Origin of the sequence: Variovorax sp. UC122_21 (genome assembly GCF_044056785.1) — a bacterium.
GTDB lineage: Bacteria > Pseudomonadota > Gammaproteobacteria > Burkholderiales > Burkholderiaceae_C > Variovorax.
The window spans coordinates 5,144,983-5,167,393 of the sequence record NZ_CP172004.1; the positions used below are offsets into that span (position 1 = coordinate 5,144,983).

At 70.9% G+C, this 22,411-nt stretch carries 15 protein-coding genes and 4 pseudogenes; all 19 read left to right on the forward strand.

Annotation, left to right across the window (positions count from 1 at the left end; all coding sequences use genetic code 11):
* Window positions 1-147: 147 nt before the first annotated feature.
* The 19 genes and pseudogenes from gspG to ACHMXE_RS37055 all read left to right on the forward strand — a co-directional run bounded on the left by gspG (window position 148) and on the right by ACHMXE_RS37055 (window position 22,375).
* A complete protein-coding gene (gene gspG / locus ACHMXE_RS36965) occupies window positions 148-588 on the forward strand; it encodes a type II secretion system major pseudopilin GspG (RefSeq protein WP_093355462.1) in 441 nt (146 codons plus the stop codon).
* A complete protein-coding gene (locus ACHMXE_RS36970; RefSeq protein WP_203204540.1) occupies window positions 563-1,042 on the forward strand; it encodes a prepilin-type N-terminal cleavage/methylation domain-containing protein in 480 nt (159 codons plus the stop codon). Before gspG ends, ACHMXE_RS36970 begins: the two co-directional genes overlap by 26 nt.
* Window positions 1,039-1,431, forward strand: coding sequence for a type II secretion system minor pseudopilin GspI (gspI, locus tag ACHMXE_RS36975; RefSeq protein WP_203204539.1), 393 nt, complete (start codon window positions 1,039-1,041; stop codon window positions 1,429-1,431). The genes ACHMXE_RS36970 and gspI overlap by 4 nt, the downstream gene beginning before the upstream one ends.
* Window positions 1,431-2,141 (forward strand): type II secretion system protein J, encoded by a 711-nt coding sequence (locus ACHMXE_RS36980; RefSeq protein ID WP_395348753.1) that lies wholly within the window; start codon window positions 1,431-1,433, stop codon window positions 2,139-2,141. Before gspI ends, ACHMXE_RS36980 begins: the two co-directional genes overlap by 1 nt.
* Window positions 2,138-3,133, forward strand: coding sequence for a type II secretion system minor pseudopilin GspK (gene gspK / locus ACHMXE_RS36985; RefSeq protein ID WP_395348754.1), 996 nt, complete (start codon window positions 2,138-2,140; stop codon window positions 3,131-3,133). The genes ACHMXE_RS36980 and gspK overlap by 4 nt, the downstream gene beginning before the upstream one ends.
* A gap of 128 nt (window positions 3,134-3,261) precedes the next feature.
* A pseudogene (gspL, locus tag ACHMXE_RS36990) lies at window positions 3,262-4,474 on the forward strand (type II secretion system protein GspL).
* Window positions 4,471-5,037, forward strand: a complete 567-nt coding sequence (gene gspM, locus ACHMXE_RS36995; protein ID WP_203204535.1) for a type II secretion system protein GspM — start codon at window positions 4,471-4,473, stop codon at window positions 5,035-5,037. Before gspL ends, gspM begins: the two are co-directional and overlap by 4 nt.
* Before the next feature lie 28 nt (window positions 5,038-5,065).
* Window positions 5,066-5,867: pseudogene (gspN, locus tag ACHMXE_RS37000) on the forward strand (type II secretion system protein N).
* A 7-nt stretch (window positions 5,868-5,874) separates the two neighbouring features.
* On the forward strand, window positions 5,875-8,208 hold the full coding sequence (gspD, locus tag ACHMXE_RS37005) for a type II secretion system secretin GspD (RefSeq protein ID WP_395348755.1): 2,334 nt from the start codon (window positions 5,875-5,877) through the stop codon (window positions 8,206-8,208).
* A gap of 47 nt (window positions 8,209-8,255) precedes the next feature.
* Window positions 8,256-9,647: a GspE/PulE family protein gene (locus ACHMXE_RS37010; protein ID WP_203204532.1), complete on the forward strand. Its 1,392-nt coding sequence runs from the start codon at window positions 8,256-8,258 to the stop codon at window positions 9,645-9,647.
* Between the two features lie 15 nt (window positions 9,648-9,662).
* A pseudogene (gspF, locus tag ACHMXE_RS37015) lies at window positions 9,663-10,903 on the forward strand (type II secretion system inner membrane protein GspF).
* Between the two features lie 35 nt (window positions 10,904-10,938).
* The gene (locus ACHMXE_RS37020; protein WP_395348756.1) at window positions 10,939-11,523 is read left to right on the forward strand and encodes a hypothetical protein; all 585 of its coding nucleotides are present in this window, start codon (window positions 10,939-10,941) and stop codon (window positions 11,521-11,523) included.
* Between the two features lie 17 nt (window positions 11,524-11,540).
* A complete protein-coding gene (locus ACHMXE_RS37025; protein WP_395348757.1) occupies window positions 11,541-12,548 on the forward strand; it encodes a 5'-nucleotidase in 1,008 nt (335 codons plus the stop codon).
* 303 nt (window positions 12,549-12,851) lie between these two features.
* On the forward strand, window positions 12,852-14,897 hold the full coding sequence (locus ACHMXE_RS37030) for a LamG-like jellyroll fold domain-containing protein (protein ID WP_395348758.1): 2,046 nt from the start codon (window positions 12,852-12,854) through the stop codon (window positions 14,895-14,897).
* Window positions 14,898-14,952: 55 nt separating this feature from the next.
* Window positions 14,953-15,144, forward strand: coding sequence for a hypothetical protein (locus ACHMXE_RS37035; protein WP_203204528.1), 192 nt, complete (start codon window positions 14,953-14,955; stop codon window positions 15,142-15,144).
* A 47-nt stretch (window positions 15,145-15,191) separates the two neighbouring features.
* A complete protein-coding gene (locus ACHMXE_RS37040; protein ID WP_395348759.1) occupies window positions 15,192-17,384 on the forward strand; it encodes a phosphocholine-specific phospholipase C in 2,193 nt (730 codons plus the stop codon).
* Between the two features lie 14 nt (window positions 17,385-17,398).
* Window positions 17,399-19,651, forward strand: a complete 2,253-nt coding sequence (locus tag ACHMXE_RS37045) for a phosphocholine-specific phospholipase C (RefSeq protein ID WP_395348760.1) — start codon at window positions 17,399-17,401, stop codon at window positions 19,649-19,651.
* A gap of 234 nt (window positions 19,652-19,885) precedes the next feature.
* Window positions 19,886-20,074: a hypothetical protein gene (locus tag ACHMXE_RS37050; protein WP_209546447.1), complete on the forward strand. Its 189-nt coding sequence runs from the start codon at window positions 19,886-19,888 to the stop codon at window positions 20,072-20,074.
* Window positions 20,075-20,114: 40 nt separating this feature from the next.
* A pseudogene (locus tag ACHMXE_RS37055) lies at window positions 20,115-22,375 on the forward strand (phosphocholine-specific phospholipase C).
* Window positions 22,376-22,411 lie beyond the last annotated feature (36 nt).

The following is a 22,411-nucleotide window of genomic DNA, read 5'->3' on the forward strand; positions in this document are numbered from 1 at the left end:
GCAGGCCCCAGAACACGGCCGCACCGGCCGCGAGCGCCCACAGGCCCGTGGTTGCGAGGGGCGCATGCCAGCGCGCGGCGGTATAGGGACTTGTCATGGGCGCGGATTATCATGCAGCGCGCTTTCCGAACCATGTCACCGAAATCCATGACCAAACTCCTTCGCGCCGCCACCCGTTCCGCCCAGCGCGGCTTCACGCTGATCGAGCTGATGGTGGTGCTCGTCATCATCGGCGTGCTGGCCGCGCTGATCGTGCCGAACGTGATCGAGCGGGCCGATGACGCCCGTGTGACAGCCGCCAAGACCGACATCAACAACCTGATGCAGGCCCTCAAGCTCTACCGCCTCGACAACCAGCGCTACCCCACGGGCGAGCAAGGCCTGCAGGCGCTGCTGGTGCGCCCGACCACCGGCCCGGCGGCGCCGAACTGGAAGCCCTACGTCGAGAAGCTCCCGAACGACCCCTGGGGTCATCCCTACCAGTACATGAACCCGGGCATCAAGGGCGAAATCGACGTGCTCTCGCTCGGCGCCGATGGACAGGCCGGCGGCGAGGGCAAGAATGCCGACATCGGCAGCTGGCAATAGACGCCGCGCCGGTCGCCGGGCCGCGGGCTTCACGCTGATCGAACTGATCGTGGTGATCGCGATCATCGCGATCGCCACGGCCGGCGTGAGCTTCGCGATGCGCGACAGCGGCCAGGCCCGCCTCGACCGCGAAGCCGACCGCCTCGCCGCGCTGCTCGAATCGGCCCGCGCCCAGTCGCGCGCCAGCGGCATCGCGGTGCGTTGGCGCCTGGTCGAAGGCGGCAGCTTCGTGTTCGACGGCCTGCCGCCCGGTACCTTGCCCAACGGCTGGGCCTCGCAGGGCATGACCGCACAGGCCTTCTTCGCCAACGGCATTCCGGTCGCGGCCCTGCTGCTCGGCCCCGATCCGATCATCGCGCCCCAGCAGGTGCTGCTGTCCTCCGACGGCCCGCCCGCGCGCACCCTGCGCATCGCGACCGACGGCCTGCGTCCCTTCTCGGTCAGCAATCCATGAGGCAGCGCGCCCCCCGCGCCGCGGCCGCCGCGCGGCGCCGTCGCGGCTTCACGCTGATCGAGGTGCTGATCGCGCTCGGCATCGTCGCGCTGGCGCTGGCCGCCGGTTCCGAGGCGACGATGGCGCTCACGCGCAACGCGCAGCGCCAGTCCGACCTGCTGCTGGCCGACCTGTGCGCCGAGAACGAGCTGGCCAAGGCCCGGCTCGCGCGCCAGATGCCGGGCGTGGGCATCTCGGGCTCCATCTGCGCCCAGGCCGGCGCGAGCTTCAACGTGACGACCACCGTCTCCGCCACGCTGAACCCCAACTTCAACCGCGTCGACGTGCAGGTGCGCGACGCGGTCGACGCGCCGATCCTGCGCGTCTCGACGGTGGTGGGGCGCTACTGATGGACCGCACGCCCTCCCGCGCCCGGCCCGCGCGCGGCTTCACGCTGATCGAGCTGCTGGTCGCGCTCGCCGTGATGGCGCTGCTCGCGCTGGTCAGCTGGCGCGGGCTCGACGGCATGTCGCGCGCCACCACGCAGAACCAGCTGCGCGCCGACGCGGTGCTCACGCTGCAGACCACGCTGGCGCAATGGAGCGCCGACCTCGACGCGGTGGTCGCGCTCGCGCAGACTCGCCCGATCGACTGGGACGGCCGCGTGCTGCGCCTCACGCGCAGTGGCGGCGACGCCGCCAACCCGAGCGTGCTGGTGGTGGCCTGGACGCTGCGCGCCGGCCCCGACGGCGTGCGCTGGCGCCGCTGGCAGTCGCCGCCCTTCAGCACGCGCGGCGCCTGGCAGCAGGCCTGGACCCAGGCCGCCTCGTGGGCGCAGGAGAACGGTGCAGCGCAGGGCAGCTACGGCGGCCCCAACGGCTTCAGCGACACGGTGCTGATCCCGGTGCAGAACTGGCAGCTTTATTACTTCCGCAACGACGTCTGGGTGCCCGCGGGCGAGCTGCAGGCCACGCCGGCCAATCCGCAGGCCCCGATCGGCTCGATCGTCAGCATGCCCGACGGCGTGCGGCTGGTGCTCACCCTGCCGCCGGGCGACGGCCTCTCGGGCACGCTCACGCGCGACTGGGTGCGGCCCACCGTGGGATCGCAACGCTCATGACGCCACGCCACCGCCAACGCCACCGGCAGGCCGGCGCCGCGCTGCTGGCCGCGATGCTCACCGTGACCCTGGTCGCCACCTTCGCCGCCGCCGCGCTGTGGCAGCAGTGGCGCGCGTCCGAGATCGAATCGGCCGAGCGCGCGCGCGTGCAGGCGGCCTGGGTGCTGGTCGGCGCGCTCGACTGGTCGCGCCTGATCCTGCGCGAGGACGGCCGCGCCGGCGGCCCCGACCACCTGGCCGAGCCCTGGGCCGTGCCGCTCGAGGAAGCGCGGCTCACCAGCTTCCTGGCGGCCGACAAGAACGTCTCGAGCGACCAGCTCGAGGGCCTGCCCGATGCCTTCCTGTCGGGCCGCATCGTCGATGCGCAGTCCAAGCTCAACGTGCTGACGCTGGTGAATGCCGGCAAGCCGGTGCCGGCGGCGCTCGCGGCCTTCACCAAGCTGTTCGGGCTGCTGAACCTGCCGGGCGCGGAGCTCAATGCGATGACCGCCTCGCTGGCGCGCACGCTGGCCACCACCACCGATGCCTCGGCCGGCGCGCCGGCCGACGACGGCGCCAGCGCGCCGCTGATGCCGCAGGAGGTGTCCCAGCTCGTGTGGCTCGGCCTCTCGCCCTCGACCGCGGCCGCGCTCGAACCCTATGTCACCGTGCTGCCGATCCGCACGCCGATCAACGTCAACACCGCCAGCGCCGAAGTCCTCGCCGCCAGCCTGCCGCGGCTGACCATCGCCGACGCCCGCCAGCTCGTGGAGCGCCGCACGCGCTCGTATTTCAAGGACATCGCGGCCGCCAACGCCGGCCTGCCCGACGGCATCCTGTTCAACGCCGAGCAGCACAGCGTCGGCACGCAATTCTTCGAGGTCTACGGCCGCCTGCGCATCGACCGCACCTGGGTCGACGAGCGCTCGCTGCTGCAGCGCGACGGCGTCACCGTCAAGACCCTTTGGCGTACCCGTGGCACCGGCGCCACCTACACCTCGGTCAAACCCTGAGGCCCGTTACATTTTTACGAGCATAAAAGCCTTCCAACGCCCGTCATATCTGTCAGGTACGCTATGAAAAACGTAGTGCGCCTTTGTAAGACGCCCACCTACAATCACCGGCTTTTCCCCACACCCCCATGACCCCGCTGCTGCTCATCGCTCCCCAGCCTCCGGCCGACGCCGCGGGCGAGTACGACTGGGCCCAGGCCGGCGACGACGGCATCGTGCTGCGCGACCATGGCCGCGCGCTGCTCGCGCTGCTGCCCTCGGGCAGCGAGGTCACGCTGGCCGTGCCCTCGACCGCGCTCTCGTGGCACCGCGTCACCCTGCCCAAGGGCAGCATGGGCAGCGCCTCCAAGCTGCGCGCCGTGCTCGACGGCCTGCTCGAGGAACACCTGCTCGACGACCCCGAGGCGCTGCACTTCGCGCTCGAGCCCGAGGCGCGTGCCGGCGAGCCCGTGTGGGTCGCGGCCTGCAACCGCATCTGGCTGCGCTCGGTGGTGCAGGCGCTCGAGGCCAGCGGCCGGCGCGTCACCCGCATCGTTCCCGAGTTCGCGCCGCAGCCGGCCGACGGCCCGCCGCAGCTGCTGATCACCGGCGAGCCCGACGCGCCGCAGCTCACGGTCTGCGACGCCGACGGCGTGGTCTCGCTGCCGCTCGCGGGCGCCGGCCTCGCGCTCTCGGCCAGCCTGCCGGCCGACACCGCCGTGATCTCGGCCGAACCGGCCGTGGCCGCGGCGGCCGAGCGGCTGCTCGAGCAGCGCGTGCCGATCGTGCAGGCGCCGCAGCGCTGGCTGCAGGCCGCGCGCTCGCGCTGGGAGCTCGCGCAGTTCGACCTCGCGGTCACCGGCCGCGCGCGCGCCGGCAAGAAATTCGCATCGGTGCTGCAGACCCTGCGCTACGCGCCCGAATCGGCGCGCCGCGCGCTGGGGCGCGGTGGTGCTGGTGCTGGTGCAGCTCGTCGGCCTCAACGCCTGGGCCTGGAAGGAGCGCAGCGCGCTCGAGGCCAAGCGCGAAGCCGTCAAGGGCGTGCTCACGCAGACCTTCCCCAGCGTCAAGCTGGTGGTCGACGCGCCGGTGCAGATGCAGCGCGAAGTTGCCGCGCTGCAGCTCGCCGTGGGCGACGTGGCCAGCGGCGACTTCGAACCCATGCTCGGCGCGCTCGCCGGCAACCTGCCGCCGGGCCGCGTGCCGAGCGCCATCGACTACGTGGCCGGCCAGTTGCGGCTGCGCGGCCTCGGGCTGCAGCCTTCCGAGGTCTCGCAGCTCACGTCCGCGATGGCGCCGCGCGGCTACGGCGTGCGCACCGAAGGCGATCTGCTGCTGGTACAGGCCGAGGCCACCCGATGAAATTCACCGAAGAACTCAAGGCCCGCTGGGCCGTCCTCGCGATGCGCGAGCGCCGCATGGTGATCGCCGCCGTCTCGCTGGTGGCGCTGGCCCTGCTGTGGTGGATCGCGCTCGCGCCCGCGCTGCGCACCCTCTGGGCCGCGCCGGCCGAGCACGCGAAGCTCGACGCGCAGCTGCAGCAGATGGCGACCCTGCAGAACCGCGCCAAGGCGCTGCAGTCGCAACCGCGGCTGGCGCGCGACGACGCGTTGCGCGCCCTCGAAACCTCGGTGCGCCAGGGCATCGGCGCCAGCGGCCAGCTGATGACCGGCGGTGGCGGCTCCGGCGACGTCGCCACCGTCACGCTGCGCCCCACCGCCGCCGATGCGCTCGCGCAGTGGCTCGCGCAGGCGCGCGGCAATGCCCATGCGGTGCCGCGCGAGGCGCACCTCACGCGCGCCGTCGCCTCTGCGCCGACTCCGCCCACCGGCGCGGCGCAGGCCGCCGCGCGCGACAAGGCCCCCGAGACACCGCAGATCCGCTGGGAGGGCACCCTCGTCATGACGCTGCCGGCCGCGCGATGAGCCGCCCCCTCCACCGGTGCGCCCGGCCATGGTGACGCGCGCCCCGCTGTCTTCTCCCAAGCCGCGCCGCGGCTGGCGCTGGGCCGTGCTCGGCATCGTCGTCGGCGCGCTGGTCGCGCTGGTGCTGTTCGCGCCCGCGCGCTGGCTCGCGGCCGGTCTCTCGAGCTGGAGCGAGGGCCGCCTGCTGCTGGTCAATCCGCGCGGCACGGTCTGGAACGGCGCCGCGGCCGTGGTGTTCGCGAGCGGCGCGGGCGGCGGCGAAGCCGTCTCGCTGCCCGGCACGCTCAACTGGCGCCTGCGGCCGAGCTGGGGCGGCGTGTCGGCCTCGCTCGACCTGCCCTGCTGCGCCGCCCAGCCGCTCGAACTGCGCGCCGGCCCGCGCGCCGGCGGCGTGCAGATCGACTGGAGCGACGGCCGCTCGCGCTGGCCCGCCACCATGCTCAGCGGCCTCGGCGCGCCGTGGAACACGCTCAAGCTCGAAGGCACGCTCGACCTCTCGACGCGCGCCTTCTCGCTGCGCACCGACGGCCCGGTGCTGCGCATCGCGGGCCAGGCCACGCTCGATGCCACCGACGTTTCCTCCAGCCTCTCGACCCTGCGACCGATGGGCAGCTACCGCCTCGCGCTCGAGGGCGGCAACCGCCCCCTCGCTGCTGCTGAGCACGCGCCAGGGCAGCCTCGTGCTCAACGGCAGCGGCAGCTGGAACGGCACCGCATTCCGCTTCAACGGCGAGGCCAGTGCGGCGCCGGGCAGCGAAGACGCTCTCTCCAACTTGTTGAACATCATCGGGCGGCGCGACAACGCGCGCTCGATCATCACCCTGGGTTGACCTGACCATGACGACGCCCCTGTCCTCCTTCCCCCGCGCCTCCCGTGGCCTGGTCGCGCATGCGGTCCGGCTGCTGATCGCCGCCACCTTCCTGCAGGCCGCGCCGCTCGCGCTGATGCCGGCCTTCGCGCAGGGCGAGGCGCCACGCCGCGGCGAGCCGATCACGCTGAACTTCGCCAACGCCGACATCGAGGCCGTGGCGCGCACCATGGCGGTGGTCACGGGGCGCGACGTGGTGGTCGACCCGCGCGTGAAGGGCACGATGAATCTCGTGACCGACCGCGCGATCCCGCCCTCGGCCGCCTTCAACCAGTTCGCCTCGGCACTGCGGCTGCAGGGCTTCGCGGTGGTCGAGGCCGACGGCCTCTACAAGATCGTGCCCGAGGCCGACGCGAAGCTGCAGACCAGCACCGTCACCACCACCACGGGCGGCACCGCCGCGGTGGCGGGCAACCAGATCATCACGCAGATCTTCCGCCTCAACTACGAGTCGCCGAACAACCTGCTGCCGGTGCTGCGGCCGCTGATCCCGCCGAACAACACCATCAACGTGAACCCGGGTAACAACTCGCTCGTGATCACCGACTACGCCGAGAACATGCGCCGCCTCGCGCGCATCATCGCGGCGCTCGACGTGCCCAACGCCTCCGACATCGACGTGATCCCGCTCAAGCACTCGATCGCCACCGACATGGTGCCGCTGATCCAGCGCCTGGTCGATGGCGGCGGCGCCACCGGCCAGCCCGGCGCGGCCGCGGCCGGCGGCGGCACCGACGCCTCGTTCCGCACCACGCTGATGGCCGATCCGCGCAGCAACGCGCTGATCCTGCGCGCGGCCAATCCGGCGCGCGCGGCGCTGGTGCGCACGCTGGTCGACAAGCTCGATCGCCCCGCGCTCGAGAGCAGCAATGGCGCGGCCGGCAACATCTACGTGGTCTACCTCAAGAACGCCGACGCGGTGCGCCTCGCGGCCACGCTGCGCGCGGCGATGGCGGCGGCGCAGACCAACAACCAGGGCCAGCCCGGCGCCGCCGGTGGTGGTGCCGGCGCGGCCGCGGCGCAGTCGCAACCCAACCTGTCGGCCGCGATGCCGGTCAACTTCGGCAACAGCAACTCGCAGGGCGGCAGTTCCCCGCAGGCGAGCGCGCCGCTGAACAACGCCAACCAGCCTTCCACCGGTGGCCAGATCCAGGCCGATCCGTCGACCAACTCGCTGATCATCACCGCGCCCGAGCCGCAGTACCGCCAGATGCGCGCCGTGATCGACAAGCTCGACGGCCGCCGTGCCCAGGTCATGATCGAAGCGCTGGTGGTCGAAGTGAATGCGACCAAGGCCGCGCAGTTCGGCGTGCAATGGCAGAGCGCGCTCGGCAACAACGCGGTGCTCGGCACCAACTCGAGCCTGACCGGCACCAACCTGCTGGCGCTCACGACGGCGATCGCCACGCGCAACCCGCAGGGCATCTCGCTGCCGCAGGGCTTCAACATCGGCATCGGCGGCAAGATCGGCGGCCACTACGTGCTGGGCGCCATCGCCAACTTCTTCGCCAGCGACAACGACACCAACGTGCTGTCCACGCCGAACCTGCTGACGCTGGACAACGAGGAAGCCAAGATCGTGATCGGCCAGAACGTGCCCTTCCCGACCGGCTCCTACTCGAACCCCACCACGGGCGGCCTCAACCCCTTCACCACCGTCGAACGCAAGGACGTCGGCCTCACGCTGCGCGTGCGCCCGACCATCAACGAGAACGGCACGGTGAAGATGAGCATCTTCCAGGAGATCTCGACCGTGCTGCCCGGCAGCCAGACCGACCCGAACGGCCCCACCACCAACAAGCGCTCGCTCGAATCGAGCGTGCTGGTGGAAGACGGCGGCCTCGTCATGCTGGGTGGCCTCTTGTCCGACAACTACGGCAACAAGATCGAGAAGGTGCCGCTGGCCGGCGACATCCCGGTCGTGGGCAACCTGTTCAAGAACGAGACCCGCTCGCGCGAGAAGAACAACCTGATGATGTTCCTGCGCCCGGTCGTGATGCGCGACGCCGCCTCCACCGAGGCCTTCGCCTTCGATCGCTACGACCAGATCCGCGCCCTTCAGGTCCAGGCCCAGCCCGACACCGGCAACCCGATGCTCAACAAGGTCGATGCCGCGCCGATCCTGCCCGACACGCCGCTGACGCGCGCGCCGCGCGCTCCCTCGGGCAGCCTGCGCGAGGAAGGCACGCAGCTGATCCCGCCGCCGATCCCCGCGCCCGACAACCGCAAGCTGCCGGCCAGCCCGCTGCGCGGCGCCCTGCCCCCCACCGCCGACCCGGCCACCCAGCGCGAAATGCCCTGACCCTCCGGCCCTCCCGCAACGCACCGACACGCCCCGCCGACCCGCCCATGCGCTATCCCCTGCCCTACGCCTTCGCCCGCAGCCAGCAACTGCTGCTCGAGGAAGCCGACGACGGCCGCTACACGCTGTGGATGTCGAGCCACCCCGCGCGCAGCGCCGTCGGCGAGGTCACGCGCAAGTACGGCGTGCAGGCCTTCGAGGTGCTGGCCGACGGCCCGCTCGCGCAGCGCATCAGCGCCGCCTACGCGCAGGGCGAATCGAGCGCCGCCGCGGTGGTCAGCGAAGTGCAGAGCGACGCCGACCTCTCGCGCATGATGCAGGAGCTGCCGGCGGTCGAGGACCTGCTGGAGAGCGCGGGCGACGCGCCCATCATCCGCATGCTCAACGCGCTGCTCACGCAGGCCGCGCGCGACGGCGCCAGCGACATCCACATCGAGCCCTACGAGCGCACGTCGTCGGTGCGCTTTCGCATCGACGGCACGCTGCGCGAGGTGGTGCAGCCCAACCGCGCGCTGCATGCCGCGCTGATCTCGCGCCTGAAGATCATGGCCGACCTCGACATCTCCGAGAAGCGGCTGCCGCAGGACGGGCGCATCTCGCTGCGCATCGGCACGCGCGCGGTAGACGTGCGGGTGTCGACCCTGCCGAGCGCGCACGGCGAACGCGCCGTGCTGCGGCTGCTCGACAAGAGCGAGTCGAAGCTCACGCTCGAATCGGTGGGCATGCTGGGCGACACGCTGGAACGCTTCGAGAAGCTGATCACGCAGCCGCACGGCATCATCCTCGTGACCGGCCCCACCGGCTCTGGCAAGACCACCACGCTGTATGCCGCGCTGGCCCGGCTCGATGCGAGCCGCAGCAACATCATGACGGTGGAAGACCCGATCGAGTACGAGCTGCCGGGCGTGGGCCAGACCCAGATCAACGCCAAGATCGAGCTCACCTTCGCCAAGGCCCTGCGCGCCATCCTGCGGCAGGACCCGGACGTGATCATGATCGGCGAAATCCGCGACTTCGAGACCGCGCAGATCGCGATCCAGGCCTCGCTCACCGGCCACCTGGTGCTGGCCACGCTGCACACCAACGACTCGGTCAGCGCCGTCACGCGTCTCACCGACATGGGCGTCGAGCCCTTCCTGCTGAGCTCCTCGCTGCTGGGCGTGCTCGCGCAGCGGCTGGTGCGCAAGGTCTGCACCAGCTGCGGCGGCGCCGGCTGCGAGGCCTGCGGCCAGACCGGCTACCAGGGCCGCACCGGCATCTTCGAGCTGCTGGTGGCCGACGAGACCATCCAGGGCCTGATCCACAGCAAGGCCGCCGAGAGCGAGCTGCTCAAGGCCGGCGCGCGCGGCGGCCTGCGCCTGATGCGCGAGGACGGCGAACGGCTGGTGCAGGCCGGCATCACCTCGCGCGCCGAGCTCCTGCGCGTCACGCGCGACTAGCGCGCGAGTTCCGCCATGCCCGCCTATTCCTTCGAAGCCATCGATGCCGCCGGCCAGTCGCGCGAAGGCGTGCTGGAGGCCGACACCGCGCGCAGCGCGCGCAGCATGCTGCGCGCCCAGGCGCTGATCCCGCTGTCGGTCAAGCCGGTCGGCAGCGACCACGTCAACGGCACCGGCCAGCGCAGCGGCCTCTCGCGCTGGCTCGGCGGCGGCAAGCGGGTCTTCAATTCCACCGGCCTCGCGGTCTGGACGCGCCAGCTCGCGGGCCTGGTGTCCTCGGGCCTGCCGCTCGAGCGCGCCCTCACCGCGCTCACCGACGAGGCCGAATCCGAACAGCAACGCAACCTCGTGGCCTCGCTGCGCGCCGAGGTCAACGCGGGCTCGCCGTTCGCGCGCGCGCGCTGTCGGCGCACTCGCGCGAGTTCTCGCCGATCTACACCGCCGTGATCGGCGCCGGCGAGCAGAGCGGCAACCTCGGCCTGGTGCTCGACCGCCTGGCCGACGACCTCGAGGAACGCCAGGCGCTGCAGCAGAAGCTGGTCGGCGCCGCGCTCTACCCGGCCATCGTCACCCTGGTGGCGATCGTGATCGTGATCTTCCTCGTGAGCTACGTGGTGCCGCAGGTGGCCCAGGTGTTCGCGGGCACCAAGCGCTCGCTGCCCTTCCTCACCACCGTGATGCTCGGCCTGAGCGCCGCGGTGCGCAACTACGGCTGGTGGATGCTCGGCGCCGTGCTGCTGGCCGCCATCGGCGCGCGGCTGGCGCTGGCGCAGGAAGCCTTTCGCCTCAAGTTCGATGCCGCCTGGCTCAAGCTGCCGCTGGTGGGCAAGCTCGCGCGCGGCTACAACGCGGCGCGCTTCGCGAGCACGCTCGCCATGCTGGCCACCGCCGGCGTGCCGATCCTGCGCGCGCTGCAGGCCGCCGCCGAGACCCTGAGCAACCGCGCCATGCGCGCCGACGCGCTCGACGCGCTGGTGCTGGTGCGCGAGGGCGCGCCGCTGGCCTCGGCGCTGGCGCAGAAGAAGCGCTTCCCGGGGCTGGTGTCGATGTTCGCGCGGCTCGGCGAGCAGACCGGCACGCTGCCGCTGATGCTGCAGCGCGCCTCCAACCAGCTCGGCGCCGAAGTGCAGCGCCGCGCCATGCACCTGGCGACCATCCTCGAGCCGCTGCTGATCGTGGCGATGGGTGGCGTGGTGATGCTGATCGTGCTGGCCGTGATGCTGCCGATCATCCAGCTCAACCAGTTCGTGAAGTAGCGCCCGCGGTTCGGCCGCGGGCAAGGAACACACCGATGGCCAATCGAAGCTACCTCTATGCCAGCACCGCCCTGCCCGATGCGCAGGCCGGCACGCCCGCGCTGCGCGGCATCTCCGAATACGGCTACGACGTGCCGCTGGTGTTCCGCCTGCTGGTGTCGTGCGAGACCCGGCCCTGCCACTCGGCGATGTGGAACGATCCCCGGCCGCTCGCGCTGGCCGGGCGCTGCGGCCCGGGCAGCGCGCGCCTGGCCGCCTTCCTCGCGCGCATCGAGCACCCCGCAATCTCGCCGCTGCGCGAGGACGCGCTGCGCTTCCTGGCCGAACGCACGCGGCCCGACGAATGGTTCGTGCTCGAGCCGGCCGAGGTGCTGGGCATGGGCGACGCGCCCGTGGCCGACGAGGTCGAGAAGCTGCGCCTGGGCCTGGGCGAGCTCGACGCCGAGATCGAACGCACGCTCGCCACGCTCGCGCCGCGCCCGAAAAGTTTCTGGCAGCGCCTGCTGCCGCCCGCGCAGCAGGTGGTCGAGACGCCGATCCGCGAGCTCGGCCTGGGCCACTGGTCGGATACGCTCTACTTCTCGTTCGATGCGGCCGACGATGGCCGCGACGACTCCTGACCGCACAACCGCACGCCATGCCCGTCACCCTCGAAGACAAGCTCGTGGTCGCGATCTCCTCGCGCGCCCTGTTCAACCTCGAAGAAGAGAACAAGATCTTCGAAGCGGGCGACGACGCGGGCTACATGAAGCTGCAGCTCGAGCGGCTCGACGTGCCGGCCGCGCCCGGCATCGCCTATTCGCTGATCCGCAAGCTGCTGCGCTTCAACGACGACGGCGTGCAGCGCGTCGAGGTCGTGATCCTCTCGCGCAACGACCCGGTCTCGGGCATGCGCATCTTCCGCTCCAGCGCCGCGGCCGACATCAAGCTGCAGCGCGGCGTGTTCACCCAGGGCCGCCCGCCCTTCGGCTATTTGCGCGCACTGCGCGCGCACCTGTTCCTCTCGGTCAATGCGCAGGACGTGCGCGAGGCGCTGGGTGCCGGCTTTCCGGCCGCGCGCGTGCTGGTCGAGTCGGTGAAGGCCGGCGATGCCTGGCCCAACGAGGTGCGCATCGCCTTCGACGGCGACGCCGTGCTGTTCAGCGACGAGGCCGAGCGCGTGTTCCAGGCCCAGGGCCTCGATGCCTTCCAGGCGCACGAGGCGAGCAAGGTCGACCTGCCGCTGCCCGGCGGCCCGTTCAAGCCGCTGCTGGCCGCGCTGCACCGGCTGCAGATGGCGGGCAATGCGCAGATGCGCATCCGCACCGCGCTCGTCACGGCGCGCAGCGCGCCCGCGCACGAGCGCGCCATCCGCACGCTGATGAACTGGAACATCCGCGTCGACGAGGCCATGTTCCTCGGCGGCCTGCCCAAGGGCGAGTTCCTGCGCGAGTTCGAGCCCGACTTCTTCTTCGACGACCAGACCGGGCATGTGGATGCGGCGGCACGGCATGTGCCGTCGGGGCATGTGTCGAGCGGGATCAGCAACGAGGTTTCGATGCCCGCTGTCGAGGCCGAGAAGACGGCCGGAAAGAAGGCCGTGACGGCGCCTTCGAAGCAACGCGCACCCAAGGCCGCGGCCAAGCCCGCGAAACGCGCGCGATAGGCACGGGCGCCGCTTCGACGCGCGGCGTCAGGCCGAGCGCTTCGGCCACCTCCAACTTCATTCTTTCGCAGTAACTGGCGGTGCGCTGTCACGCGCATGCCTTCGCTTTGTCATGCGCGATTCACTGCTGCGTCACGGGTTCTCCCTAATCTTCGCGGCGTCCGCACACGTGCCCTCCGGGCACTTTTTTTTGCCTCGGGCCGACTGTCACCGGCACTCCGTCCCATCTCCTTCCAGGACTACACGATGCGTCCGAAACTTCACGCACTTCCCGCATTCCGAACACGCGCCGCAACCCGCTGGATGCTGCCGCTGACCGCGGCCATGGCGCTCGCCGCATGTGGCGGCGGTGGCAGCAGCGGCGGCGTGGTCTTCCCACCGGCCGCCCCACCCGCCGACGGTGGCAGCGGCGGCGGCAACACGCCCACCACCAACCAGGGCAAGAGCGGCCCCAAGGCCCTGGTGGTCCAGGTCGACGGCCTCACCCATGCCGCGCTGCGCGATGCGATGGCGCAGAACAAGGTGCCCGCGCTGCAGGGCCTGAAGCTCGCGCCGGCCTGGACCGGCGGCGCCAATGGCGCGCTCACCGAGCAGCGCACCACCGCGAGCCCCGGCTGGGCCACGCTCGTGACGGGCACCTGGGCGCAGCGCCACTCGGTGCAATGGGACACGGCAGACCAGCGCATCGACGCCAAGCTCGCGCCCTCGGTGTTCGCGCTCGCGAAGCAGAAGAAGGACGCCGGCTACCTCACAGGCTCGGTGACGGCCGGCGCCAACTACCGCTCGCTGCTCGCGAACGAGAGCGGCACGCTCGATGCCGCCGTCGACTGCGCGGGCGCGGACGCCTGCGTGACCGAGCGCACCGCGCAGCTCATCGACCAGGGCTACGACCTGCTGGTGGCGCAGTACGGCGCGCCCGCCGCAGCGGCGCCCTCCGGCCTGCGCGGCGAGGCCTACCAGCGCGCCGTGTCCGACACCGCCGCCGCGGTCGGCCAGCTGCTCGCGCGCATCGCGCGGCGCAGCGCCAACGATGCGAAGGAGGACTGGCTCGTGGTGCTCACCACGCCCAACGGCCTCGATGCCTTCGGCAATGCGACCGGCACGCAGAGCGCGCAGACCAAGACGGTCTTCGTCGCGAGCAACAAGACGCTGGCCGCGCTGCCCGCCACCGGCGAAGCCGCGCCCACCGACGTCGCCGCGCTGACGAAGCTGGCCGCCGCGACCGACATCGCACCCACCGTGCTGCGCCACCTCGGCGCGCTGCCCGCGGCCGAGGCCTATCGCTTCAACGGCCAGCCGCTGCAGGCCGCCACCGCATTGCGCGGCCTGCTGGCGAAGACCGGCGCCGACAAGGCCAGCGTCGATCTCTCGTGGACGCTCGCGGGCAACGCGAACGTGCCGGAGAAGGTGCTGCGCGACGGCAAGCTGGTCGCCACGCTCGCGGCCGGCGCCACCGCCTACAACGATCCCGTGGAGGCGGCCAGCGACGGCATCCTGGCCTTCGACTACACCGTGGTCGCGGGGGATGCGAGCCTCGCGCTGCCGGCGCGCGTGACCTACGTGAAGCCCGCCACGCTCGCGCCCACACTGCGCAACGGCCTGGTCAACTACTACCCGCTCGACGCGCTGCCGCCCACCGACCGCAGGAGCGCCTCCACGCTCGCGCCCTGGGCCGCCGGCGCCGATGGCGGCAGCCTGACGGACGACGGCTTCAAGGCCCCGTACAAGGCCAAGGCCCTGCGCGTGGACAGCAGCCTGAAGACCGCCGACGGCACCGCCGGCTATCGCCTGCTGCAGACCGCCGACGTCGCGACCGCGCCCTCGGTCACGGCCTACACCATCGGCTTCTGGCTGCGCACCGACGCGACCTGCAGCGTCGGCGCGGGCGACGGCGCCTCGGTGATCGCCAACAAGAACTACGACAGCGGCAGCAACGCCGGCCTCGCGATCGGCTTGTTCGATGGCTGCGAGTTGCGCTTCAACGTCGGCAAGGGCGGCGGCCGCGCCGACAGCAACGGCTATCGCCTGAGCGCCGGCCAGTGGGCCTACGTGGCGGTCGTGATCGACAAGGCCAACCTCAAGATGACCGGCTTCCTGTTCGACGCGGCGCGCGCGCTGCAGACCGGCAGCGCCGACATGACCGCCGACATCGTGGCCCAGCTCGGCGGTTTGAAGAACGGCCTGAGCCTCAACGAGGACGGCACCGGCCAGTACTACAAGCGCTGGACCAGCTCGCCGCGCGGCCCGCTCGACTTCAACGAGTTCGCGATCTGGAACCGCGCGCTCACGGCCGACGAGCTCGCGAGCATCTTCAAGTCGGGCCAGCCGCTGTCCACGCTCGAACCCTGAGCCTCATCGCATCCCGTTCCCCCGACACACAACGACCCCGAGAGAGAGGATCACCATGCAAGTCCCACGTCCCCTTCACCTGCTTCGCTTCGCGCCCGCCCTGCTGCTGGCCTGCCTGCTGTCCGCCTGCGGCGGCGGCGATGGCGGCGGCGGCTTCCTCGGCGGACTGCCCGGCGCGGGCAACCCTGGCGGCGGCACCCCGAATCCGCCGGCCGCCACCGAGCCCGTGAAGCGCTGCGCACCGTGAGCGTTCGCGCTTTCCAGAACCGGAAGAACGCCAAGGACGACCCCGCGATGACAGACAACGCACGCCGCAAATTCCTCACCGGCACCGCCACCACCGGTGCCGCCGCGCTCGCGCTCTCGGCCTTTCCGCCGAGCATCCGCCGCGCCCTCGCCATTCCCGCCAACAACAAGACCGGCACCATCCAGGACGTCGAGCACATCGTCATCCTGATGCAGGAGAACCGCTCGTTCGACCATTACTTCGGCACGCTGATGGGCGTGCGCGGCTTCGGCGACCGCTTCACGATTCCGCTGCCCAAGGGCATGAACGTCTGGCAGCAGAGCGATGCCAGCGGCAAGGCCATCCTGCCCTATCACCTCGACAGCACCAAGGGCAACGCCCAGCGCGTGAGCGGCACGCCGCACTCGTGGAGCGACGGCCAGAACGCCTGGGACGGTGGGCGCACCTACCAGTGGGCGCGCTACAAGACCAACGCGGCGATGGGCTACTTCAAGGAAGCCGAGGTGCCCTACCAGTTCGCGCTCGCCAACGCCTTCACGCTGTGCGACGAGTACCACTGCAGCATGCACACCGGCACCAACTCGAACCGCATGTTCCACTGGACCGGCACCAACGGCCCGACCGGCGCGGGCGTGGCCACGGTCAACAACGAGTGGGACTCCATCGACGGCTCGGCCAAGGGCTACGAGTGGAAGACCTATCCCGAGCGCCTGCAGGAGGCCAAGGTCAGCTGGATCGTCTACCAGAACATGCCGGAAAACTTCGGCGACAACCCCCTGGCAGGCTTCAAGCAGTACCGCCTGGCCAACGAGGCCTCGGGCAAACCGGTCAGCAACGACGGCCCCTCGCCGGTCTACGATCCGGCGAGCGACGACGCGCGCAACCCGCTCTACAAGGGCATCGCCAACACCATGGGCGACGGCGGCTTCCTCGAGCAGTTCCGCCAGGACATCAAGAACGGCAAGCTGCCGCAGGTGTCGTGGATCGTCGCGCCGGCCACCTACTCCGAGCATCCCGGACCGTCGAGCCCGGTGCAGGGCGGCTGGTACATCCAGGAGACGCTCGATGCGCTGACCGCCGTGCCCGAGGTGTGGAGCAAGACCGTGCTGCTCATCAACTTCGACGAGAACGACGGCTACTTCGACCACTACCCCTCGCCCGCCGCGCCCTCGATCAACCCCGACGGCACGCCCGCGGGCAAGACCACGCTGCCGCTCGATGCGCTCAAGCCCGAGTACTTCAACCATCCGAAGCCGCCGGGCACCACCGGCCAGCCCGCGCCCGACGGCCGCGTCTACGGCCCCGGCGTGCGCGTGCCGATGTACGTGGTGTCGCCGTGGAGCCGCGGCGGCTGGGTCAACTCGCAGGCCTTCGACCACACCTCGGTGCTGCGCTTCATCGAGGCGCGCTTCGGCGTGAAGGAGACCAACATCAGCGCCTTCCGGCGCGCGGTGTGCGGCGACCTCACGAGCGCCTTCAACTTCGCGAACCCGAACAACGAGACGCTGCCCACGCTCGCGGGTCGCACCACGCGCGGCGCGGCCGACCAGCTGCGCAGCGACCAGGAGAAGCTGGCCCAGGTGCCGCTGCCGCTCGACCCGCAGCTGCCGCGCCAGGCCACCGGCACGCGGCCCTCGCGCGCGCTGCCCTACGAGCTGCACACCAGCGCGCGCGCCGATGCCACCGGCGGCAGCGTGCGGCTGATCTTCGCCAACACCGGCAAGGCCGCCGCCGTGTTCCACGTCTACGACCGGCTGCACCTCGACCGCCTGCCGCGCCGCTTCATGGTGGAGCCGGGCAAGACGCTCGACGACGCCTGGAACGCGGTCAGCGACGACAGCGGCTTCTACGACCTCTGGGTGCTTGGGCCGAACGGCTATCACCGCCACTTCAAGGGCGACCTGAGCCGGCTGCGCGCCGGTGGCACCGCCGTGCCCGAGGTGCGCGTGTGCTACGACATCGCCAACGGCAACGTCTACCTCGAGATGCTCAACGCCGGACAGGCCCCCGCGAAGTTCACGGTGCGCGCCAAGGCCTACCGCGACGACGGTCCGTGGAGCGCGAGCGTCGCGGGCGGCGCCAAGGCCGAGCTGCACTGGGATCTCGCGTCGAGCGGCGCCTGGTACGACTTCGTCGTGAGCTGCGATGCCGATGCGAACTGGCAGCGCCGCTTCGCGGGCCGCGTGGAGACCGGCAAGCATTCGGTCAGCGATCCGGCCATGGGCCTGGGCGATCTGTGAAGGAGGCACGCACCATGACCGACAACGCACGCCGCAAGTTCCTCACCGGCAGCGCCACCACCGGCGCCGCCGCGCTCGCGCTCTCGGCCTTTCCGCCGAGCATCCGCCGCGCCCTCGCCATTCCCGCCAACAACAAGACCGGCACCATCCAGGACGTCGAGCACGTCGTCATCCTGATGCAGGAGAACCGTTCGTTCGACCACTACTTCGGCACGCTCGCGGGCGTGCGCGGCTTCGGCGACCGCTTCACGATTCCGCTGCCCAGGGGCATGAATGTCTGGCAGCAGAGCGATGCCAGCGGCAAGGCCATCCTGCCCTACCACCTCGACAGCTCGAAGGGCAATGCGCAGCGCGACGGCGGCACGCCGCACGACTGGGCCGACAGCCAGAACGCCTGGGACGGCGGGCGCATGTACCAGTGGGCGCGCTACAAGACCAGCAAGGCCATGGGCTATCACAAGGAAACGGAGATCCCGTTCCAGTTCGCGCTGGCCAACGCCTTCACGATCTGCGATGCCTACCACTGCGCGATGCACACCGGCACCGACGCCAACCGCTCCTTCCACCTGACCGGCACCAACGGTCCGACCGCGACCAACACCGCCTTCGTGCGCAACGAATGGGACTGGATCGACGGCAAGCCCGGCTCGCTGAACGTGGGCTACACCTGGAAGACCTACGCGGAGCGCCTGGAAGACGCGGGCGTGCGCTGGATCAGCTACCAGAACATGCCCGACGAATGGGGCGACAACATGCTTGGCGCGTTCCGCCAGTTCCGCAAGGCCAACATCGACTCGGGCTATCCGGTCTCCAGCGGCGGCGAGCCCAACAAGCCCTATGCCGACACCGGCCAGGCGCTGCCCTACAAGGCCTACGACCGCGCCACCGACGATGCGAAGAGCCCGCTCTACAAGGGCGTGGCCAACACGCTGCCCGGCACGAAGCCCGAGGACTACCTCGACGCGTTCAAGCGCGACATCCGCGAGGGCAAGCTGCCGCAGGTCTGCTGGATGAACGCACCGTCGATCTACTGCGAGCATCCCGGTCCCTCGAGCCCGATCCAGGGCGCCTGGTTCCTGCAGGAGGTGCTGGACGCGCTCACCGCCGTGCCCGAGGTGTGGAGCAAGACCGTGCTGCTGATCAACTTCGACGAGAACGACGGCTACTTCGACCACCTGCCCTCGCCCTCGGCGCCTTCGCCCAACGGCGACGGCAGCTATGCGGGCAAGACCACGCTGTCGGACTCGGCGATGGGTCCCGAGTACTTCACGCACGCCGCGCCGCTGGGCAGCGGCGGCCAGCCCAAGGCCGACGGCCGCGTCTACGGCCCGGGCCCGCGCGTGCCGCTGTACGTGATCTCGCCATGGAGCCGCGGCGGCTGGGTCAGCTCGCAGGCCTTCGACCACACCTCGGTGCTGCGCTTCCTCGAAACCCGCTTCGGCGTGCAGGAACCCAACATCAGCGCCTTCCGGCGCGCGGTGTGCGGCGACCTCACGAGCGCCTTCAACTTCGCCAACCCCAACGGCGAAGCGCTGCCCACGCTGACCGGCCGCGCCACCCGCGCCGAGGTCGACCAGATCCGGCGCAACCAGGAGGCGCTGTCGCAGGTGCCGCTGCCGCTCGACCCGCAACTGCCGCGCCAGACCACCGGCACGCGGCCCTCGCGCGCCCTGCCCTACGAGCTGCACACCAGCGCGCGCACGGCACCGCTCGACGGCACGGTGCAGCTGCTGTTCGCGAACACCGGCAAGGCGGCCGCGGTGTTCCACGTCTACGACAAGCTCAACCTCGCGCGCCTGCCGCGCCGCTACATGGTCGAGGCCGGCAAGACGCTCGACGACACCTGGATGGCGGGACGCGACAACAGCGGCTTCTACGACCTGTGGGTGCTCGGTCCGAACGGCTACCACCGCCACTTCAAGGGCGATCTCGGCAGCCTGCGCGCGAGCGACGCGCCCGCCCCCGAAGTCCGCGTGTGCTACGACATCGCCAACGGCAACGTCTACCTCGAGCTGCTCAACGGCGGCAAGAAGGCCGCGAAGTTCACGGTGCGCGCCAAGGCCTACCGCGGCGACGGCCCGTGGACCGCGACCGTGCAGCCCGGCGCCAAGGCCGAGCTGCATTGGGATCTTGCGTCGAGCGGCGCCTGGTACGACTTCGTCGTGAGCTGCGATGCCGATCCGACCTTCGCGCGCCGCTTCGCGGGCCGCGTGGAGACCGGCAAGCACACGGTCAGCGATCCCGCGATGGGCATGGCCGACCTCTGAAGCGCATGCATCGCTGAAGGCTTTCGAAGCCTTCCCAACAGGCCGGACACGGTACGCGCGAGCCCTTCGCGCGCGGCCTGTCCGGCTTTGGTATTCATCGCGCGCGCAGGCGCAACGCGCGCTTACACCTCGGCCTCGTTCTTCACTCGACTGTCATTGCCGCTTCCTACCGTGGCAGGGGCGGCGCGCTCCTCGTCGCCTCTTCAAAAGAAAACACACCTGCGAGGATTCCTCATGCATCTCTTCTTCTCGCGCGCACGGCTGCTGCCGGCGCTGATCCTGGCCTGCACCCTCGCCGCCTGCGGTGGCGGCAGCGGCGGCGGCTTCGGCGGATTGCCGGGCACGGGCACCCCCGGCGGCGGCGACGGCGGCACGCAGAACCCGCCCGCCACCACGCAGCCCGTGATGCGCTGCGCGCCTTGATACAACGACCTTCACGAGAAAAAACCAGCACAACAACACCATGACCTCACGCCGCAAATTCCTCACCGGCACCGCCACCACCGGCGCCGCCGCGCTCGCGCTCTCGGCCTTCCCGCCGGCCATCCGCCGCGCGCTCGCGATCCCCGCCAACAACAAGACCGGCACCATCCAGGACGTCGAGCACATCGTGATCCTGATGCAGGAGAACCGTTCGTTCGACCACTACTCGGCACGCTGCAGGGCGTGCGCGGCTTCGGCGACCGCTTCCCGATCCCGCTGCCCAACGGCCTCAACGTGTGGCAGCAGCTCGACGAGAACGGCAAGGTGGTGCTGCCCTACCACCTCGACGGCAGCAAAGGCAACGCGCAGCGCGTGAGCAGCACGCCGCACACCTGGGTCGACTCGCACAACGCCTGGGACGGCGGCCGCCTCTACCAGTGGCCGCGCTACAAGAAGGTCAGCAGCACCGCGCCCTACGTGCAGTCGATGGGCTACCTCGCCGAGGCCGAGCTGCCGTTCCAGTTCGCGCTGGCCAACGCCTTCACGATCTGCGACGACTACCACTGCGCGATGCACACCGGCACGCACGCCAACCGCTCGTTCCACTGGACCGGCACCAACGGCCCCACGGGCGGCAACGTGGCCTACGTCAACAACGTCAATGCCTGGAGCTCGACCGGTCCCTCGACCGAGGGCTACGAATGGAAGACCTATGCCGAGCGGCTGCAGGACGCGGGCGTGAGCTGGATGGTCTACCAGAACATCCCGAACAACTACGGCTGCAATCCGCTGCTGGGCTTCAAGAACTTCCGCAAGGCCAACGAGGCCTCGGCCAAGCCGGTCAGCACCTCGCTGCCGCAGGGTGCATCGCCCGCCTACGCGCCCGGCGACGACGCCGGCAACCCGCTCTACAAGGGCACGGCCAACACGCTGCCGGTGGCCGACCAGGCGGCCTTCGACGCGGGGGCGATCATGGATGCCTTCCGCGCCGACGTGAAGGCCGGCCGGCTGCCGGCGGTGTCGTGGGTGATCCCGCCCGACGTCTACTCCGAGCACCCCGGCCCCTCGAGCCCGGTGCAGGGCGCGTGGTACATCCAGCAGGTGCTGGAGGCGCTCACCGCCGTGCCCGAGGTCTGGAGCAAGACCGTGCTGTTCGTGAACTTCGACGAGAACGACGGCTACTTCGACCACGTGCCCTCGGCCTCGGCACCCTCGCCCATCGCATCGGCGGATCCCTCGGTGAAGGCCTTCGCGGGCAAGACCACGATGTCCGACGCGGACCTGAGCTTCGAGTACTTCAACCATCCCAAGCCGCCGGGCATGACGCAGGCGCAGCCCACACCCGACGGCAACGTCTACGGCCCCGGCATGCGCGTGCCGATGTACGTGATCTCGCCCTGGAGCCGCGGCGGCTGGGTCAACTCGCAGACCTTCGACCACACCTCGGTGCTGCGCTTCGTCGAGGCCCGCTTCGGCGTGAAGGAAAGCAACATCGGCCCGTTCCGCCGCGCGGTCAACGGCGACCTCACGAGCGCCTTCAACTTCGCCAATCCCAACGGCGAGGCGCTGCCCACGCTCGCGGGCCGCCGCACCAAGGCCGAGGCCGACCAGCTGCGCGCCGCGCAGCAGGCGCTGCCGCAGGTCACGCCGCCGGCCAACGGCCTGCTGCCGCGCCAGGCCACGGGCACGCGGCCCTCGCGCGCGCTGCCCTACGAGCTGCACACCAGCGCCCGCGCCGACGCGGCCGGCGGCACGCTGCAACTGCTGTTCGCCAACACCGGCAGCGCGGCCGCCGTGTTCCATGTCTACGACCGGCTCAACCTCGACCGCCTGCCGCGCCGCTACATGGTCGAAGCCGGCAAGTCGCTCGACGACCGCTGGAACGCGACCGCCGACAACGCCGGCCGCTACGACCTCTGGGTGCTCGGCCCCAACGGCTACCACCGCCATTTCCAGGGCGACCTCAACGCATTGCGCGCCGGCGGCGCGGCCGTGCCCGAAGTGCGCGTGTGCTACGACATCGCCAACGGCAACGTCTACCTCGAGATGATGAACGGCGGCCAGGCCGCGGCGAAGTTCAGCGTGCGCGCCAAGGCCTACCGCGACGACGGCCCGTGGACCGCCACGGTGCAGGGCGGCGCCAAGGGCGAGCAGCATTGGGAGCTCGCGGCCAGCGGCCAGTGGTACGACTTCGCCGTCACCTGCGATGCCGATCCGGCCTACTACCGCCGCTTCGCCGGCCGCGTCGAGACCGGCAAGCATTCGGTCAGCGATCCCGCGCTGGGCTTGCCCGACCTCTGACCCCGCATGCATGATCCCCCCCGCGCCCACGGTGGC